We start from the raw sequence: 19,117 nt of genomic DNA on the forward strand, positions 1-19,117 counted from the left end.
ATTATGTAAAGATGTGTCGGTGAACATTGCACCGTTTCCATCAATTAGTTTACTGGATAGGGCGGTTCAACCGGCTGTGGGGATATGACTTGCGGCTCCCAGCACGCCGGTGCCAAAGGCCGCCGTTGAAGGGTGCTGAGCTGCTGCAAGAATTGACGGCGCGGAATTTCACGCGCGCCAAGGCGGGCAGTGTGAGCGTTCAGCACCTGGCAGTCAATCAATTCCCCGCCATAAGCGGCAAAATGGCGGCAAAAGGCCATCAATGCGCATTTTGAGGCGTTGGTGACGCGGCTGAACATTGATTCGCCGCAGAACAACGCGCCCTGCGCCACGCCGTACATGCCGCCAACCAGTTGATCATCCTGCCAGACCTCCACCGAGTGCGCGTAGCCGAGGCGATGCAGATGCTGATAGGCGCGCTGCACCTCCGGGCCGATCCAGGTGCCTTCATCCGGCCGGTGGGCGCAGGCGGCGATCACCGCGGCGAAGTCGTGATTGAGCGTGATGCGAAACGGATCGTGGCGCAGAAAGCGTTTCAGGCTGCGGTTAAGATGAAACTCGGCCGGGAACAGCACCGCACGCGGGTCGGGCGACCACCACAGGATGGCCTCTCCCGGCGAATACCAGGGGAAGATGCCGCGCTCATAGGCCGCCAGCAGCCGCGGCGCCGTGAGGTCGCCGCCGATCGCCAGTAGGCCGTTGGGGTCGCGCAGGGCGCCCTCAGGCGAGGGAAACGCCAGCGACTGCGGGGAGAGCTTAACGATGCGCATACAGGGTCTCTGCGTCCTCTACGGGCCGATTAAGGCGCCAGGTTGCTGATACGGTTGCGAAAGCGGGCATAGCGGCCCTGCTGGCGCATCAGGGTGGCGTGATCGCCCTGTTCGACAATTTGGCCGTCATCCATTACGCAAATGCGGTCGAGATGTTCCAGGCCGTACAGGCGGTGCGTCACCAGGATCAGCGTCTTGCCCTGACAATGCCGGCGCAGCAGCGCCAGGATCTGCTGCTCGGTCTCGGCGTCCAGCCCTTCGGTCGGTTCGTCAAGCAGCAGCAGCGGAGCCGGATGCAGCAGCGCGCGGGCGATGCCTAGCCGACGCTGTTCGCCGCCGGACAGCTGCCGGCCGCCTTCGCCGAGCCAGGCGTTCAGCCCGCCGTCGCTGTCCAGCAATTTGCCCAGCCCCACCTGCTGCAGTACGTCACTCAGGCGAGCGTCGTCGGCATCCGGTGCGGCCAGCCGCAGGTTTTCCCGCAGCGTATCGCTGAAGATATGCACTCGCTGGCTGACGACCGTGGTCATTCGGCGCAGCGTGGTTTCATCATAATCCTCCAGCGGTTCGCCGTTGAGCAGAATTTTTCCGCCGTCGGTGCGCCAGGCGCGGGTCAGCAGCTGCAGCAGGGTGGACTTGCCGCAGCCGGTGCGGCCGAGCAAGGCGATGTGTTCGCCGGCCGCCACCTCGAGCGTAACGTCGCGCAGCACCGGCTGCGGCTGATCGGGGTAGGTGAAACTCAACTGCTGCAGGCTGAGCTGCGCCCGATCGGCAGCGGCCGGGCCGGCGGCAGGGAAGGTGACTTCCGGTTGGCGATCGATGATCTGTTTGACCCGCGTGGCGGAGGCGATCACCTGACCGAGATGCTGGAAGGCGCCGGCCACCGGCATCAGCGCTTCGAACGACGCCAGCGCGGCGAAGACAAACAGCGCGATCAGCGCGCCGGGTTGGGTATCGCCGCCGATGCCCGCGGCGGTCAGCCACAGCAGCAGCGTCACCGTCAGCCCGCTGGCGAGGATCATCAGCGCCTGCGCCTTGCCGCTCAGCGAGGCCTGCTGCCACTGGCGGCGTTGCCACCGCTGTTCGGTGGCGTTCAGCGTCTGGCGGAAGTCGTTGACGGCGCCGAACACCACCAGTTCCGCCTGCCCCTGCAACCAGGCGGTCAGGTCGGTGCGGTATTGGCCGCGCAGCGCGGTGAGTTGGCCGCCGATCGGTTTGCCGGCGCGATAGAACACCGGCGGCACCAGTAGCAGCAGCAGCAGCAGAATGCCGCCCAGCGTCAGGGCGAGTGCAGGATCCAGCCAGCTCAGGCCGTAAGTGACGACCAGGATCACCACCGCCGCGCTGATCAGCGGCGAGATCACCCGCAGATAAAGATGATCCAGCGTGTCCACGTCCGCCACCAGGCGGTTGAGCAGGTCGGCCTGGCGGAAACGGGCGATGCCGCCCGGCGTCAGCGGCAGGATCTTGCTGAAGGTGAACACCCGCAGGTGCGACAGCACGCGGAAGGTAGCGTCGTGGCTGACCACGCGCTCGGCGTAGCGCCCGGCGGTGCGGAAGATCGCCGCGCCGCGCACGCCGGCGGCGGGCAGCATGTAGTTGAAGGTTAGCAGGCCCGCCAATCCGGCCAGCGAAGAGGCGGCCAGGAACCAGCCGGAGAGCGCCAGCAGGCCGATGCTGGCCAGCAGGGTGACGATCGCCAAAATGATGCCCAGGCTAATCAGCAGGCTATGGCGGCGATACAACGCCAAAAACGGCAACAACACGCGCATGATTAAAGCTCCCCGCGGCGGTGGGCGATCAGAGTGGCGAACAGGCCCGGCTGGGCGCTGAGGGTGGCGTAATCGCCCTGCTGCACGATACGCCCGTTATCCATCACCCAAATCTGATCGTAGTCTTCGGTATCTTCCAACTGATGCGTCACCAGCAGGGTGGTTTGTTGATGCGAAGCGGCATTCAACGCCTGCATCACCCGTTGTTCGCTATGGGCATCGAGGCTGGCGGCCGGTTCATCGAGCAGCAGCAAGCGGCGCGGGCCGATCAGCGCCCGGGCGACCGCCACGCGCTGCGCCTGGCCGACCGACAGGCGGGCGGCGTTATCGCCCACTTCGGTGTCGAGCCCCTGCGGCAGATACGGCAACAGCTCGCTGACGTAGGCGTGTTCCACCGCCTGCTGCAGCTGCGTTTCATCGGCCTGCGGGCAGCCTAGCAGGATATTGGCGCGCAAGGTTTGCGCCGGCAGGTGCGGGTTTTGCCCGACCCAGCTCAGCTGCTGCCTCCAGTTCTCTGCGGACAGGTCACGCAGTTCGATGCCGTTGACGGTCAACGATCCACGGTAGGGCAGGAAGCCGAGCAGCAGATTGAGCAGCGAACTTTTGCCGGCGCCGCTCAGCCCGACCAGCGCCACGCGCTGCTGCGGTTGCAGGGTGAAACTCAGCGGCCCGGCCAGCAACACGCCGTTCGGCGACAGAATTTCCAATTCGTTCGCCTGTAGCGTCAGCGATTGATCGGCGGGCAACTTCCGCGTGCCGTTGCCCATCTGCTCGCCTTCGGCGCTGAGGAAGGTTTCCAGCGCTTCCGCCGCGCCGACCGCCTGCGCCTTGGCATGATAGAAGGTGCCGAGATCGCGCAGCGGTTGGAAGAACTCCGGCGCCAGAATCAGCACCAGAAAACCGGAAAACAGCGTTACGCCGAGGCCATAGCTGCCGAAGTTGAGTTCGCCGAGGTAAGAAAAGCCGAAATACACCGCCACTACGGCGATGGAGATCGACGCGAAGAACTCCAGCACGCCGGAGGAGAGGAAGGCCATGCGCAGCACTTCCATGGTGCGGCTGCGGAAGTCTTCGGAGGATTTGGCGATCTGCGCGGTTTCGGCCTGCGCGCGGTCGAACAGCCGCAGGGTGTCCAGGCCGCGCAGGCGGTCGAGGAAGTTACCGCTCAATCGCGCCAGCGCCACAAAGTTGCGGCGGTTGGCGTCGGCGGCCCCCATGCCCACCAGCGCCATAAACAGCGGGATCAGCGGCGCGGTCGCCAACAGAATCAAACCGGCGGCCCAGTTGATCGGGAAGACGGCGATCAAGATCAGCAGCGGGATAAACACCGCCAGATACATCTGCGGCAGATAGCGCGAGTAATAGTCCTGCATATCCTCGATCTGTTCGACGATGATGCTGGCCCAACTGCCCGCCGGTTTGCCCTGGATCCAGGCCGGCCCGAGCTGCTGCAGCTTATCCAGCACCTGCCGGCGCATGCGCTGGCGGATCACCTGCCCACACAGAAAACCGACCCGTTCCCGCAGCCAGCTCAGCAGCGCCCGCAGCGCGAACGCGATGGCCAGCCAGATAAACGAAGGGATCAGTTGCTCACGCGGGGTATGTTCGATGATCAGGGCGTGCAGCAGGCTGGCCAGCAGCCACGCCTGCGCCACGATCAGCAGGCCGCTGAACAACCCCAACAGCATGGAAAGGCGCAGCCAACGCTGCGCTAACGAACTCTGGGTTTTAAGCCAACGGGTTAACTGTTGCTGTCTGGTTTTTTTCATCAGATATGCGTCTGCGTCGCCGGCGCCCGTTTGTTACGGGCTGGGTTAACGTACTGTTAAATAATAGTGTTTGGCGCAATCGGCGACAAACAAGCGAGGCCTCATGTTACCTCGTGACCCGGCAGACTGAAAAGAATAAAGCGGGCAAATATGGCTATAACAGATGGGAGAGAGAGATTGCTGAGCCCAGAAACAAAAAAAGCGGCTCGAGAGCCGCTTTTTGCCGATGATGAAAACGTCTTAGCAGACTTCTGCGCCGGCGATGCCGTCCAGATAACGCTCTGCGTCCAGCGCCGCCATGCAGCCGGTGCCGGCGGAGGTGATCGCCTGACGGTAGATGTGATCCATCACGTCGCCCGCGGCGAAGACGCCGGGGATAGTGGTTTGGGTCGCATTGCCGTGAATGCCGGACTGCACCTTGATGTAGCCGTTTTCCAGCTCCAGCTGACCGCCGAAGATGCCGGTGTTCGGGCTGTGGCCGATGGCGATGAACACGCCGGCCAGTTCCAGCTCACGGGTTTCGTTTTCCGCTTTGGTGCTGCGGATACGCACGCCGGTCACGCCCATTTCATCGCCCAGCACTTCGTCCAGCGTATGGTCGGTGTGCAGCACGATGTTGCCGCTCTTCACTTTTTCCATCAGCCGGTCGATCAGGATTTTCTCCGAACGGAAGCTGTCGCGACGGTGGATCAGGTGAACCTCGGCGGCGATGTTTGACAGGTACAGTGCTTCTTCAACGGCAGTATTGCCGCCGCCGACCACTGCGACTTTCTGGTTGCGGTAGAAGAAACCGTCGCAGGTTGCGCAGGCGGAAACGCCTTTGCCCTTGAACGCGTCTTCGGAAGGCAGGCCAAGATAGCGGGCGGAGGCGCCGGTCGCGATGATCAGCGCGTCGCAGCTGTATTCACCGCTGTCGCCGAACAGGCGGAACGGACGCTGCTGCAGATCGACGCTGTTGATGTGGTCGAAGACGATTTCAGTCTGGAACTTCTCCGCGTGCTCGCGCATGCGCTCCATCAACGCCGGGCCGGTCAGGCCTTCGGCGTCGCCGGGCCAGTTTTCCACTTCGGTGGTGGTGGTCAGCTGGCCGCCTTGTTCCAGACCGGTGATCAGCACCGGGTTCAGGTTGGCGCGCGCCGCGTAGACGGCGGCGGTGTAACCGGCCGGGCCGGAACCCAGAATCAGTAATTTGCTATGTTTAGCCGTGCCCATGAATAACCTCTTTATTCCACAATGGCGGACAATGAAGCCGATTGTAGGGAAAATAGCGCAGTAAAAAAAGCGCCGGGCGACGTTGTTAACGATTTGTATGATAGTTGTCGCCTATTAATGCATCCGTTGTCGGTAAATCGGTCGTCGAACGCAGAAATTTAACTTATCAAAGCCGCATTCGGCCAGCGAATCGCCAACCGTGCAAAAACGGCGCACTCTGCGGCTTCCGCCGCTCCCGACCGGGGTTTATCAGCCAGCGATTCATAATCAAAAATGGGATGCAGACTTTTCATGACGGTACGTTGTTCTGATTTTGCTTCTTTTACTTTGACAATCCGCTGCGCATTTGCGAAAACATCATAGGAAGAAGAAATTATCCCCGTAACACCAGCAAATCGTACGTATTTGCGCCGCAAGGCGACGATACGCAGCGGGAGTGCGGAGCAGGGCGCGCAAGCGTTTGCTGATTTTTTCTCGACCGAAACATCGTTGCCGTCGCTGCGCGGAGTTGGACAGACAGGCTGCGCGGCGTGGAATGATGGTAGTGAAGAAGCACATGACAGGCATCGGGTCTTCGCTTGGAACGAACCCTTACACATTGACGTTGGCTAGGGTGTGGCAAGTGCACGGAAGAAAATAAGAGAGACAATAATAATGGCAGACAACAAGAAACGCCCGGGTAAAGATCTTGACCGTATCGACCGCAACATCCTGAATGAGCTGCAGAAGGATGGGCGTATTTCGAACGTCGAGCTTTCGAAGCGCGTGGGGTTATCCCCGACACCATGTTTGGAACGCGTGCGCCGTCTCGAGCGCCAGGGTTTCATTCATGGCTATACCGCATTGCTGAACCCGCATTATCTGGATGCGTCCCTGCTGGTTTTCGTGGAGATCACGTTGAACCGCGGCGCGCCGGATGTGTTTGAGCAATTCAACTCGGCAGTGCAGAAGCTTGAAGAGATTCAGGAGTGTCATCTGGTTTCCGGCGATTTCGACTACCTGTTGAAAACCCGCGTACCGGACATGTCGGCTTACCGCAAATTGCTGGGCGAAACCTTGCTGCGTTTGCCGGGGGTTAACGACACCCGTACCTACGTAGTGATGGAAGAAGTGAAACAGAGTAACCGTCTGGTTATCAAAACACGGTAAGGTGCAGGTGCAAAACCTGATTAAATTGGTTACACTCCTGTTTATTCATACAGTTTCGGCGCCGGGGCAGTTTCTCGGCGCTGTTGCTATGTCAGCTAACAGGAACCTGGAGAGCCTTTCTTGAGCCAGGAATATACAGAAGATAAAGAAGTTACCCTGAAAAGACTCAGCAGTGGCCGGCGTTTGCTGGAAGCTGTGCTTATCGTGGTAGCGATTTTTGCCGTTTACCTCATGGCTGCGTTGGTCAGTTTCAACCCGTCTGACCCAAGCTGGTCGCAGACCGCGTGGCATGAGCCGATTCACAATCTGGGCGGCGGTGTCGGGGCCTGGTTGGCCGATACGCTGTTCTTCACCTTCGGGGTGCTCGCCTACGCGATACCGCCGATCATGCTGGTCCTGTGCTGGGCGGCTTATCGCCAACGCAGCAACAGAGACTACATCGACTATTTCGCGCTTTCCCTGCGCCTGATCGGCACCCTGGCGTTAGTGCTCACCTCCTGTGGGTTGGCGGCGCTGAACGTTGACGATCTCTATTACTTCGCCTCCGGCGGCGTGATCGGCAGCCTGCTGAGCAACGCCATGTTGCCGTGGTTCAACGGCATCGGCGCTACGCTGGCGCTGCTGTGCGTATGGGCGGCGGGGTTGACGCTGTTTACCGGCTGGTCCTGGCTGGTGATCGCCGAGAAGATCGGCGGGGCGGTGTTGGGCGTTGCGACGGTGATGACCAATCGCTCACGTCGCGAAGAGCGCTATTTCGAGGATGACGAGCGTTACGTTGACGACGAGCCTGAGCAGGCAGGGAAGGGTGCCGCCGCAGCGGTTGCCGCGACCGCCGCCGGAGCCGCGGCCGCAGATGACGACGTGCTGTTCTCCGCGCCTTCGGTTACCGAAAGCGCCAAAGCGGCGGCGGAAGACGCCGCCGATCCGTTGCTCAGCGGCCTGCGCGCCGACGATGGTGAGCTTGAAGCAGAAGCCGCACCCAGCGCGCCGGTGGCTTCGCCTGCACCGGCGGTGAAGGCAGAGATCCACGAGCCCGTCGCTGCGCCGATCGCCGCTCAGGCGCCGTCGGTAACGGTGGCGCCGGCCGCGCCGGCCTCGGTCAATCAGCACCCGGTAAGTGCGCCGGCGCAAGACGCTACGCCGCCGCTGTATTCCTTCGAGATCCCGGAAGAAACGCCTGCGCCTAAGGCGACGCGTCCTGTCGATCCTTATCAGGATGACGATGAGCCGCGCCTTGGTAACTGGCAAGAGCCGGCCGCGCCGCAGCCGCCGGCGCGTTCTCCCTTTGATTTTACCGCCGCACAGCGTGACAGCGTTGACATCGGCAGTTCGAGCAGTTTCAGCGCCACCGGCGCCAAACCGCAGCCGGATACGGCGGCAGCCGCTGCTGCGGGCGTTGCGGCGGCGACCTTTATGCCGGCCTTCACGGCGACCAGCGACGGCAATCCGCAGGTTAAGCAGGGCATCGGTCCTGAGCTGCCGCGGCCGAACCCGGTGCGCATCCCGACCCGTCGCGAGCTGGCTTCCTACGGTATCAAGCTGCCTTCGCAGCGTGCGGCCGAACAGGAACAGCGCCAGACAGAGGCGGAGCCTCAACAGCTGACGGCGGCGAACCCGCAGGAAGAAGAGGCGCTGCAAGAAGCCGCGCTGCGCCAGGCGTTCGCCGAGCAGCAAAGCCAGCGCTACGGCGAAAGCTACGCGCCGGAGCAGGATGATGAACAGGCTCAGCAGGAGGCTGAGCTGAGCAAAGCGTTCGCCGAGCAACAGAGCCAGCGTTACGGCGAAGACCAGCAGGACGACGAAGCGGCGCGGCAAGAGGCTGCGCTGCGTCAGGCATTCGCCGAGCAGCAGCAGGCGCGTTATGGCCAGCAAGAGCCTGCTCCGCAGGCGCCGGCCGCCAGCCCGGTCGATACCCGCAATGCTTTCAGCTTCTCGCCGATGGCGGATCTGGTGGACGATGGCCCGAGCGAGCCGATGTTCACGCTGTCGCCGCAGCTTGAAGAGCGCATTGAACTGGAAAGCGAGCAAGAGGACGACGTGCCGTTCGGCCAGTTTGAGCCTGCGGCGCCGGCTGCTCAACCTCAGCAATCGCACCCTCAGCCTCAACAATACCAACAGCCGCAGCAGCAATATCAGCAGCCGCAGCAACAGCCGCAGGTGCAGCAGCCTCAGCAACCTCAGGCTGAGCAGCATCCGGCGATGGACAGCTTGATTCACCCGTTCCTGATGCGCAACGATCAGCCGCTGCAGAAACCGACCACGCCTCTGCCGACGCTGGATCTGCTGACCGAAGCGCCGAAAGAAGTGGAGCCGGTCGATTCCTTCGCGCTGGAACAGAAAGCGCGCCTGGTGGAGGCCAGCCTGGCCGATTATCGCGTGAAAGCCGACGTGGTGGACATCCTGCCGGGGCCGGTCATCACCCGCTTCGAGCTGGATCTGGCGCCGGGCGTTAAAGCGGCGCGCATTTCCAACCTGTCGCGCGATCTGGCGCGCTCGCTGTCGACTTCGGCGGTGCGCGTGGTGGAAGTGATCCCCGGTAAGCCTTATGTCGGTCTGGAGCTGCCGAACGCCAAGCGGCAAACGGTATACCTGCGCGAGGTGCTGGATTGCCCGGCCTTCCGCGACAACCCGTCGCCGCTGTCCATCGTATTGGGTAAAGACATCTCCGGCGAGCCGGTGGTGGCCGATCTGGGCAAAATGCCGCACTTGCTGGTCGCCGGTACCACCGGCTCCGGTAAATCGGTTGGGGTCAACGCCATGATCCTGAGCATCCTGTATAAGGCCACGCCGAAAGAAGTGCGCTTTATCATGATTGACCCGAAAATGCTGGAACTGTCGGTTTATGAAGGCATTCCGCACCTGTTGACCGACGTGGTCACCGACATGAAAGACGCCGCCAATGCGCTGCGTTGGTGCGTGGGCGAAATGGAACGCCGCTATAAGCTGATGTCAGCTCTGGGCGTGCGTAACCTGGCCGGCTACAACGAACGTGTCGATCAGGCCGAAGCGATGGGGCGTCCGATCCCGGATCCATTCTGGAAGCCGACCGACAGCATGGACATCACGCCGCCGGTGCTGGAGAAAGAGCCGTACATCGTGGTGATGGTCGACGAATTCGCCGACCTGATCATGACGGTCGGCAAGAAGGTCGAAGAGCTGATCGCCCGTCTGGCGCAAAAAGCGCGTGCGGCGGGCATCCACCTGGTGCTGGCGACCCAGCGTCCGTCGGTGGATGTGATCACCGGCCTGATCAAGGCCAACATCCCGACGCGTATCGCCTTTACCGTGTCGAGCAAGATAGACTCCCGCACCATCCTCGATCAGGGGGGCGCCGAGTCCTTGCTGGGCATGGGTGATATGCTTTATCTGGCGCCGAACTCCTCGATCCCGGTGCGCGTACATGGCGCATTCGTGCGCGATCAGGAAGTGCACGCGGTGGTCAAGGATTGGAAAGCGCGCGAGCGGCCCCAATATAAAGAGGGCATTCTCAGCGGCGGTGAAGACGGCGAGGGCGGTGCCGGCGGCAGTATGGACGGTGACGAAGAGCTCGATCCGCTGTTTGATCAGGCGGTGGATTTCGTGGTGGATAAACGCCGCGCCTCCATCTCCGGCGTACAGCGCCAGTTCCGCATCGGCTATAACCGCGCCGCGCGCATCATCGAACAGATGGAAGCGCAGGGCATCGTCAGCGAGCAGGGGCACAACGGCAACCGCGAGGTGCTGGCGCCGCCGCGGCACGATTGATGGTCGTTTAGCCATTGCAACTCAATAAGAAAGGGCCGCTTAAGCGGCCCTTGTGCAAAGAAGCGTAAACCCGTTTCTTCTCGGAACATTGGCCTACCGGCCGTTCGCCGGCTTCGGGTAAAGTAACGGGGTAAAGGGTTGATTTGACCCGCACGGCGCCGCCTTGCGGTTAACGCATTTCATAAGGTATCTGGAATAATGAAAAAACTGTTAGTTGCCTGCTGTCTGCTTTCGGGATTCGCTTCTACCTCCGTGCTGGCCGACGCCGCACAGGATCTGCAAAGTCGCCTGGCGAAGGTGAACAGTTTCCACGCCAGCTTCTCGCAAACCGTGACCAGCGCCGACGGCGCCGCGGTGCAACAGGGTGAAGGCGAGCTGTGGGTGAAGCGGCCGAACCTGTTCAACTGGCACATGACGTCACCCGATGAGAGCGTGCTGGTCTCCGATGGCCAAACCCTGTGGTTCTATAACCCGTTCGTTGAGCAGGTGACGGCGACCTGGCTGAAGAACGCCACCGGCAATACGCCGTTTATGCTGATCACCCGCAACAATGCCAGCGACTGGAAGCAGTACAACGTGAAGCAAAAGGGCGATGATTTCGAGCTGACGCCGAAATCCGCCAGCGGCAACCTGAAGCAGTTCGCCATCAGCGTGACCAACAGCGGCACCATCCGCAGCTTCGCCGCGGTGGAGCAGGACGGCCAGCGCAGCGCTTATACGCTGAAAAGCCAGCAGAACGTCACCGCCGATCCGGCCAAATTCAAATTTACCCCGCCGAAGGGGGTGACGCTGGACGACCAGCGCCAGTGAGGTGCAAGTGAGTAATAATCTGTCGCTCGATTTTTCCCAGAACGAGTTCCAGCCGTTGGCCGCGCGTATGCGGCCGACCACGCTGGCGCAGTATATCGGCCAGCAGCATCTGCTGGCCGCCGGCAAGCCGCTGCCGCGCGCCATCGAGGCCGGGCAGCTGCACTCGATGATTTTATGGGGGCCGCCGGGCACAGGAAAGACGACGCTGGCAGAGCTGATCGGCCGTTACGGTCAGGCGGACGTCGAGCGGATCTCCGCCGTGACCTCCGGGATCAAGGAGATCCGCGAGGCGATCGAACGGGCGCGGCAAAACCGCGACGCCGGCCGCCGCACTATTCTGTTCGTCGATGAAGTGCACCGCTTCAACAAAAGTCAGCAGGACGCCTTCCTGCCGCACATTGAAGACGGCACCATCACCTTTATCGGCGCCACTACCGAAAACCCGTCGTTCGAACTGAACTCAGCGCTGCTGTCGCGCGCCCGCGTCTATTTGTTGAAGGCGCTGACCGCCGAAGACATCGGCCAGGTGCTGGATCAGGCGATGAACGACAAGGCGCGCGGTTTTGGCGGCCAGAACGTCGAGCTGCCGGCGGAAACGCGCCGCCTGCTGTCGGAGCTGGTGGGCGGCGATGCGCGCCGGGCGCTGAACAGCCTGGAAATGATGGCGGACATGGCGGAGCTCGACGCCAAAGGCGTGCGGGTGCTGACGCCGGAGCTGCTGAAGGAGGTGTCGGGCGAGCGCAGCGCGCGCTTCGACAACAAGGGCGACCGTTATTACGACCTGATTTCCGCGCTGCATAAATCGGTGCGTGGTTCGGCGCCGGACGCCGCGCTGTACTGGTATGCGCGCATCATTACCGCCGGCGGCGATCCGCTCTATGTGGCGCGCCGTCTGTTGGCGATTGCCTCTGAAGACGTGGGCAACGCCGATCCGCGCGGCATGCAGGTGGCGATCGCCGCCTGGGATTGTTTCACCCGCGTGGGGCCGGCGGAGGGCGAGCGCGCCATTGCGCAGGCGATTGTTTACCTGGCCTGCGCGCCGAAAAGCAACGCGGTTTACACCGCGTTCAAGGCCGCCATGCGCGACGCCAAAGAGCAGGCCGATTATGACGTGCCGGAGCATTTGCGCAACGCGCCGACCAAGCTGATGAAGGAAATGGGGTTGGGGGCGGAATACCGTTACGCTCACGACGAACCCAACGCCTACGCCGCCGGCGAGAACTACTTCCCGCCCGAAATGGCCAACACGCGCTACTATCAACCGACCTCGCGCGGGCTGGAAGGGAAAATCGGCGAAAAGTTGGCATGGCTGGCTGAGCAGGATCAAAATAGCCCGACAAAACGCTACCGCTAGCGTGGCCGTTGCGGTAAGGTTAGCGGGTATCACTCTTCTTTTATGCGGCTATAAATCAGCCGCATAGAACAACAACACTTCTTTCAATAACAACAAGCACAGGATTAGCATGCTCGATCCCAATCTGCTGCGTAATGAGCTAGACGCAGTCGCCGTCAAACTGGCTCGCCGAGGCTTTAAACTCGATCTGGATCTGCTGCGTTCGCAGGAAGAACGCCGCAAAGTTCTGCAGGTAGAAACTGAAACGCTGCAAGCGGAACGCAACTCCCGATCGAAATCCATCGGCGCGGCCAAAGCGCGTGGGGAAGACATCGAGCCGCTGCGTCGCGAAGTGAACGAGCTGGGTGACAAGCTGGATGCCGCCAAGGCGGAACTGGATGCGCTGCAGAGCGAGATCCGCGATTATGCCCTGACGCTGCCTAACCTGCCGGACGACGCCGTGCCGGACGGTAAAGACGACAGCGAAAACCTGGAAGTCACCCGCTGGGGTGAACCGCGCCAATACGACTTCGCGGTGCGCGATCATGTCGATCTGGGCGAAATGGCCGGCGGGCTGGATTTTGCCGCCGCGGTTAAGCTGACCGGTTCGCGCTTCGTGGTGATGAAAGGGCAAATCGCCCGCATGCACCGCGCGCTGTCCCAGTTCATGCTGGATCTGCACACCGAACAGCACGGCTACCTGGAGGCCTACGTGCCTTACCTGGTCAACCACGCCACGCTGTACGGCACCGGCCAACTGCCGAAGTTCGGCGAAGACCTGTTCCATACCCGCCCGCTGGAAGAAGAAGCCGACAGCAGCAACTACGCGCTGATCCCAACGGCGGAAGTGCCGCTGACCAACCTGGTGCGCGACGAGATCGTGGAAGAGGAAACTCTGCCGCTGAAGATGACCGCGCACACGCCATGCTTCCGTGCGGAAGCCGGTTCTTACGGCCGTGACACCCGCGGTTTGATCCGTATGCACCAGTTCGACAAGGTCGAAATGGTGCAGATAGTCCGTCCGGAAGATTCGATGGATGCCCTGGAAGAGCTGACCGGCCATGCGGAGAAAGTGCTGCAGCTGCTGAACCTGCCTTACCGCAAGGTGCTGCTGTGCACCGGCGACATGGGCTTCGGCGCCTGCAAGACCTACGATCTGGAAGTGTGGCTGCCGGCGCAGAACACCTACCGCGAGATCTCGTCCTGCTCCAACATGTGGGACTTCCAGGCGCGCCGCATGCAGGCTCGCTGCCGCAGCAAGGCCGACAAGAAGCCGCGTCTGGTCCACACGCTGAACGGCTCCGGCCTGGCGGTCGGCCGTACGCTGGTGGCGGTGCTGGAAAACTACCAGCAGGCCGACGGTCGCATTCAGGTGCCTGAAGTGCTGCGTCCTTATATGGGCGGCCTGGAATACATCGGTTAAACGGCAAAGCATTTGAAAAAAGCGCCTGCGGGCGCTTTTTTTATGTCGGAAATTCAGTCTGTCGCCAGCGCGTAAGCCTGTTTAATGTAGTCCGCCAGGTGCTTGTTTTTCACTTCGGCGGGCGAGTGGAGCTTGATGTGCCGCCGATATTGGCCGTTGCCTTCAAGTTGCTGATAGCGATCTTCCAGTCGGTGCCCTTGGCCGAATTCCACCGTGACGTGACTGCGGTAGGCGAAAACGCCGCAGAAAAATTGAGTATGCGAGAACATGATGCCGCCGTATTTGACCGATTCGGTGATGCCACTGCCGCTCGCCGCAGCGACCCGGCGCACCTGTTGTACGATCTCCAGCAGCTCGCCGTGCGTGCTGCCGATGTCTGCCAGCAAGGTCTCGACCGCCGCATTATTTGCCTGACTCATCTCGCTTCTCCGTCGTTAAATCCGCTCTGCGCTGAGCATAGCGCTTTTTCAGCCGCTTAGCCGGAAACAAATCGTGCGCTGGAATGATAAGAGGCGATTGACTTTTTTATCGCCAGTGGCATGATGCGCGCACTCTCATTGCGCGTTCGGTCACAATTTCACTATGTCCGCTTACTCCCGCCCGGTGCTCTTATTGCTCTGCGGCCTCTTGCTGCTCACGGTATCCATTGCCGTTTTGAATACGTTAGTGCCGCTTTGGTTAACCCATGCTCAGCTGTCGACCTGGCAAGTGGGTATGGTCAGCTCCTCTTATTTCAGCGGCAACCTGTTGGGCACGTTGGTAGCGGGCAAACTGATCCAGCGCGTTGGCTTCACCCGCAGCTATCATCTCTCTTGTTTGCTGTTCGCCGCCGCGACCGCCGGCATGGTGCTGTCGATCGATTTCTGGAGCTGGCTGGGCTGGCGCTTCTTCGCCGGCGTCGGGTGTGCCTGGATCTGGGTGATCGTGGAGAGCGCGCTTTTGCGCAGCGGCAATTTGAGCAACCGTGGCCAGCTGCTGGCGGCCTATATGATTGTCTATTACCTCGGTACGGTGACCGGCCAGTTACTGTTGAGCATGACCTCGACCGAATTGCTGCACGTGGTGCCGTGGGTGACCGCGATCGTGATCAGCGCCATGCTGCCGATGTTGTTCGCGCGGGTAAACCGCCATGAAGACGAGCCGCAGCAGGCGGCGGTATGGACAATGTTGAGACGCCGCAGCGCGCGCCTGGGCATCAACGGCTGCATCATCTCCGGCATCGTGCTCGGTTCGCTGTATGGCCTGATGCCGCTGTATCTCTCTCATCAGGGCATGAGCGATGCTAACGTCGGCTACTGGATGGCGCTCTTGGTCAGCTCCGGCATCGTCGGCCAATGGCCGGTCGGGCGCCTGGCCGATCGTTACGGGCGCCTGCTGGTGCTGCGCATTCAGGTGTTTGTGGTGATCCTCGCCAGCGTGGCGATGCTCGGCAACTACGCCATGGCGCCTTCACTGTTCATCCTCGGCTGCGCCGGCTTTACCCTGTATCCGGTGGCGATGTCCTGGGCCTGTGAGAAGGCAATGCCGCACGAACTGGTGGCGATGAACCAGGCGCTGCTGATGAGTTACACCATCGGCAGCTTGCTGGGCCCATCGATGACGGCGCTGCTGATGCAGAACTATTCCGACCGCGTGCTGTTCGTGATGATCGCCGCCGTGGCGCTGGTTTACCTGCTGATGCTGCTGAAAAAGCAGAAGCCGGATCGCCATCACACGCCGTTCGCCGCCGCCTGAGCATAAAAAAACCGGCCATGAGCCGGTTTTTTCTTTGGTGCTGCGTCAGTCAGTAAATCACTTTGTGGCCGTAGCTTTCCAGGATGCCTTTGACGCGATCCATGGTCTCGGCCTTCGGCGGATGCACGCCGTCCAGTTTGTACTCTTCCCCCATCGCTATCCATTTGTGCTTGCCCAGCTCGTGGTAAGGCAGCAGCTCGATTTTCTCGATGTTGGTCATGTCCTTGGTGAACTCGCCCAGCAGGTGCGCCGATTTATCGTCGTCTGACCAACCCGGCACCACCACGTAACGGATCCAGGTGCGCTGGTTGCGTTTCGCCAGATAGCGGGCGAATTCCAGCGTGCGGTGGTTGGAGACGCCGACCAGATTCTGGTGGATCTCGTCGTTCATCTGTTTCAGATCCAGCATCACCAGATCGGTGGTGTCCAGCAATTCGTCGATCACCGGATCGTAGCGGCGCACGAAGCCATTGGTGTCCAGGCAGGTGTTGATGCCTTCGGCATGACAGGCGCGGAACCAGTCGCGCACGAATTCAGCCTGCAGGATCGCCTCGCCGCCGGACGCGGTCACGCCGCCGCCGGAAGCGTTCATGAAGTGGCGGTAGGCCACCGCGTCTTTCATCAGCTCTTCGACGGTCACTTCTTTGCCGCCGTGGGTGTCCCAGGTGTCACGGTTATGGCAATAGAGGCAGCGCATCAGGCAGCCCTGGAAGAAGACGATAAAGCGGATCCCGGGCCCATCGACGGTGCCGCAGGATTCGAAGGAGTGGATGCGACCAGTTACTGACATTGCGGGGTTTTCTCCAATATGGACTGTCAAACGCAGTCTAAAAATAGGCGCGTGGCCGCCGGCCAGGTATCTGCGATGCAGCGGCGGGGGATCCGCCACCGGGGGTAATGATGCCTGTCGGCCGGTCAGTTGCCGGATAACTGTTTTGCCGGCTATCCATTCAGTATAGATATCCGGCAAAACAGACTCGCACAGAGTCAGGGGAGAGCGGTGGGAGAAAAGGGCCGGCAGAACCGGCCCCGACGTTGGCACCGGGCGGTTTCCCGCCCGGTCGGCGTTATTACATCGTTTGAGTGAAGGTACGAGTAATGACGTCCTGCTGTTGCTCTTTGGTCAGCGAGTTGAAGCGCACGGCGTAACCGGAGACGCGGATGGTCAGCTGAGGGTATTTCTCAGGATTTTCCATCGCGTCCAGCAGCATTTCGCGGTTCATTACGTTGACGTTCAGATGCTGGCCGCCCTCGATGGAGGCTTCATGGTGGAAGTAACCATCCATCAGGCCCGCCAGGTTGGCTTTACGCACGTCGTCGTCTTTACCCAGCGCGTTAGGCACGATGGAGAAGGTGTAGGAGATCCCGTCTTTCGCGTAGGCAAACGGCAGTTTGGCTACCGAGGTCAGGGAGGCGACTGCACCTTTCTGATCGCGACCGTGCATCGGGTTGGCACCTGGGCCGAACGGTGCGCCTGCGCGGCGGCCATCCGGGGTGTTACCGGTTTTCTTACCGTACACCACGTTGGAGGTGATGGTCAGTACGGACTGAGTCGGTACCGCGTTGCGGTAGGTGCGCAGTTTCTGAATTTTCTTCATGAAACGTTCCACCAGGTCGCAGGCGATGTCATCGACGCGGGCGTCGTTGTTACCGAACTGCGGATACTCGCCTTCCACTTTAAAGTCGATAGCCAGGCCGTCTTCGTCGCGAATGGTGGTGACTTTCGCGTACTTGATGGCGGACAGGGAGTCGGCCGCAACGGACAGACCGGCGATGCCGCAAGCCATGGTGCGATAAACGTCACGGTCATGCAGCGCCATCAGCGCAGCTTCATAGCTGTACTTGTCGTGCATGTAGTGAATGATGTTCAGCGCGGTCACGTACTGCTTGGCCAGCCAATCCATAAAGTGGTCCATGCGGGCCATGACTTTGTCATAGTCCAGCACTTCGTCCATCATCGGCGCTTCTTTCGGGCCGACCTGCATTTTCAGTTTCTCGTCAACGCCGCCGTTGATGGCGTACAGCATGGTTTTCGCCAGGTTGGCGCGGGCGCCGAAGAACTGCATTTGCTTACCGACGATCATCGGGCTGACGCAACAGGCGATGGCGTAGTCATCGTTGTTGAAGTCAGGACGCATTAGGTCGTCGTTTTCGTACTGTACGGAAGAGGTGTCGATGGACACTTTTGCCGCGAATTTCTTGAAGTTCAGCGGCAGCTTCTCAGACCACAGGATGGTCATGTTCGGCTCCGGAGACGGCCCCATGGTGTACAGGGTGTTCAGGAAGCGGAAGCTGTTTTTGGTGACCAGGGTACGGCCGTCGACGCCCATACCGGCCAGGGATTCAGTCGCCCAGATTGGGTCGCCGGAGAACAGTTCATCGTACTCAGGGGTACGCAGGAAGCGCACCATACGCAGTTTCATCACCAGGTGGTCGATCAGTTCCTGCGCTTGCTCTTCGGTCAGTTTGCCCGCCTTGATGTCGCGTTCGATGAACACGTCGAGGAAGGTAGACACGCGGCCGAAGGACATGGCGGCGCCGTTCTGGGATTTCACCGCGGCCAGGTAGCCGAAGTAGGTCCACTGCACTGCTTCTTGGGCGCTGGTGGCCGGGCCGGAGATGTCGTAACCGTATTTGGCGGCCATCTCTTTGATCTGAGCCAGAGCGCGATGCTGTTCAGCGATCTCTTCGCGCAGCTGGATGGTCATTTCCAGGTCTTCGCCGTTTTCCAGTTTTTCCTGCAGCGATTTGAACTGGTTCAGCTTGTCGGCCATCAGGAAGTCGATGCCGTACAGCGCCACGCGGCGGTAGTCGCCGATGATGCGGCCACGGCCGTAAGCGTCTGGCAGACCGGTCAGCACGCCGGATTTACGGCAGTTCAGGATGTCTTTGGTGTAAACGTCGAATACGCCCTGGTTGTGGGTTTTACGGTATTCGGTGAACACTTTTTTCAGCTGCGGATCCAGTTCGCGGCCGTATACTTTGCACGAACCTTCGACCATTTTGATGCCGCCGAACGGGATCAGCGCGCGTTTCAGAGGGGCGTCGGTCTGCAGACCCACGATGGTTTCCAGCTCTTTGGCGATGTAACCCGCGTCGTGAGAAACGATGGTTGAAGCAACGTTGGTGTCGAAATCAACCGGCGCATGAGTGCGGTTTTCCAGTTTGATCCCTTCCATAACCTTGTCCCACAAGGTGGTGGTGGCTTGAGTTGCGCCAGCCAGGAAGGATTCGTCACCTTCATAAGGCGTGTAGTTTTTCTGGATGAAGTCACGAACGTTGACTTCATTCTGCCAGTCACCCTTGCTGAAACCTTCCCAAGCGTTGGCTAATTTCTCGTTAAGTTCGGTCATTGTACACCTACCTTTGATTGTGGATTTCTAACTCTGCGCGCGGTAACTCAC

14 protein-coding genes are annotated in these 19,117 nt (G+C 60.8%); 6 read left to right on the top strand and 8 right to left on the bottom strand.

What is annotated here, in order from left to right:
* Nucleotides 1–44: 44 nt before the first annotated feature.
* From aat to SERRSCBI_RS24685, 5 genes are all read right to left on the bottom strand, one after another.
* A complete protein-coding gene (gene aat, locus SERRSCBI_RS08120; RefSeq protein WP_033650663.1) occupies nucleotides 45–770 on the bottom strand; it encodes a leucyl/phenylalanyl-tRNA--protein transferase in 726 nt (241 codons plus the stop codon).
* Nucleotides 771–799: 29 nt separating this feature from the next.
* Nucleotides 800–2,539, bottom strand: coding sequence for a cysteine/glutathione ABC transporter ATP-binding protein/permease CydC (gene cydC / locus SERRSCBI_RS08125; protein WP_042784100.1), 1,740 nt, complete (start codon nucleotides 2,537–2,539; stop codon nucleotides 800–802).
* 2 nt (nucleotides 2,540–2,541) lie between these two features.
* The gene (gene cydD / locus SERRSCBI_RS08130) at nucleotides 2,542–4,308 is read right to left on the bottom strand and encodes a cysteine/glutathione ABC transporter permease/ATP-binding protein CydD (protein WP_042784102.1); all 1,767 of its coding nucleotides are present in this window, start codon (nucleotides 4,306–4,308) and stop codon (nucleotides 2,542–2,544) included.
* A gap of 240 nt (nucleotides 4,309–4,548) precedes the next feature.
* Nucleotides 4,549–5,520 (bottom strand): thioredoxin-disulfide reductase, encoded by a 972-nt coding sequence (gene trxB, locus SERRSCBI_RS08135; RefSeq protein ID WP_019454557.1) that lies wholly within the window; start codon nucleotides 5,518–5,520, stop codon nucleotides 4,549–4,551.
* 158 nt (nucleotides 5,521–5,678) lie between these two features.
* Complete coding sequence (locus SERRSCBI_RS24685) at nucleotides 5,679–6,119, bottom strand: hypothetical protein (RefSeq protein ID WP_156965092.1); 441 nt, start codon at nucleotides 6,117–6,119, stop codon at nucleotides 5,679–5,681.
* Between the two features lie 55 nt (nucleotides 6,120–6,174).
* Here SERRSCBI_RS24685 and lrp point away from each other — a divergent pair, with 55 nt between their 5' ends.
* The 5 genes from lrp to serS all read left to right on the top strand — a co-directional run bounded on the left by lrp (nucleotide 6,175) and on the right by serS (nucleotide 13,979).
* Nucleotides 6,175–6,669 (top strand): leucine-responsive transcriptional regulator Lrp, encoded by a 495-nt coding sequence (lrp, locus tag SERRSCBI_RS08140; RefSeq protein ID WP_004928318.1) that lies wholly within the window; start codon nucleotides 6,175–6,177, stop codon nucleotides 6,667–6,669.
* A gap of 120 nt (nucleotides 6,670–6,789) precedes the next feature.
* Nucleotides 6,790–10,413 (top strand): DNA translocase FtsK 4TM domain-containing protein, encoded by a 3,624-nt coding sequence (locus tag SERRSCBI_RS08145; protein ID WP_042784104.1) that lies wholly within the window; start codon nucleotides 6,790–6,792, stop codon nucleotides 10,411–10,413.
* 198 nt (nucleotides 10,414–10,611) lie between these two features.
* Nucleotides 10,612–11,223: an outer membrane lipoprotein chaperone LolA gene (gene lolA, locus SERRSCBI_RS08150; protein WP_033642555.1), complete on the top strand. Its 612-nt coding sequence runs from the start codon at nucleotides 10,612–10,614 to the stop codon at nucleotides 11,221–11,223.
* 67 nt (nucleotides 11,224–11,290) lie between these two features.
* A complete protein-coding gene (locus SERRSCBI_RS08155; RefSeq protein WP_046897122.1) occupies nucleotides 11,291–12,577 on the top strand; it encodes a replication-associated recombination protein A in 1,287 nt (428 codons plus the stop codon).
* 109 nt (nucleotides 12,578–12,686) lie between these two features.
* Nucleotides 12,687–13,979, top strand: coding sequence for a serine--tRNA ligase (gene serS / locus SERRSCBI_RS08160; RefSeq protein WP_033642556.1), 1,293 nt, complete (start codon nucleotides 12,687–12,689; stop codon nucleotides 13,977–13,979).
* Nucleotides 13,980–14,032: 53 nt separating this feature from the next.
* On the opposite strand, the gene SERRSCBI_RS08165 is transcribed toward serS, so the two are convergent.
* Nucleotides 14,033–14,398 (bottom strand): DUF1801 domain-containing protein, encoded by a 366-nt coding sequence (locus SERRSCBI_RS08165; protein ID WP_042784105.1) that lies wholly within the window; start codon nucleotides 14,396–14,398, stop codon nucleotides 14,033–14,035.
* 163 nt (nucleotides 14,399–14,561) lie between these two features.
* Here SERRSCBI_RS08165 and SERRSCBI_RS08170 point away from each other — a divergent pair, with 163 nt between their 5' ends.
* Nucleotides 14,562–15,713 (top strand): MFS transporter, encoded by a 1,152-nt coding sequence (locus SERRSCBI_RS08170; RefSeq protein ID WP_033642558.1) that lies wholly within the window; start codon nucleotides 14,562–14,564, stop codon nucleotides 15,711–15,713.
* Nucleotides 15,714–15,762: 49 nt separating this feature from the next.
* On the opposite strand, the gene pflA is transcribed toward SERRSCBI_RS08170, so the two are convergent.
* Together pflA and pflB are read right to left on the bottom strand one after the other, a co-directional pair.
* Entirely contained in the window at nucleotides 15,763–16,503 is a 741-nt protein-coding gene (pflA, locus tag SERRSCBI_RS08175; protein ID WP_031299859.1) for a pyruvate formate lyase 1-activating protein, read from the bottom strand.
* 280 nt (nucleotides 16,504–16,783) lie between these two features.
* Nucleotides 16,784–19,066, bottom strand: coding sequence for a formate C-acetyltransferase (pflB, locus tag SERRSCBI_RS08180; RefSeq protein WP_004928286.1), 2,283 nt, complete (start codon nucleotides 19,064–19,066; stop codon nucleotides 16,784–16,786).
* Between the last annotated feature and the right edge of the window lie 51 nt (nucleotides 19,067–19,117).

It is taken from the genome of Serratia sp. SCBI, assembly GCF_000747565.1.
GTDB classification, from domain to species: Bacteria; Pseudomonadota; Gammaproteobacteria; order Enterobacterales; family Enterobacteriaceae; genus Serratia; species Serratia ureilytica.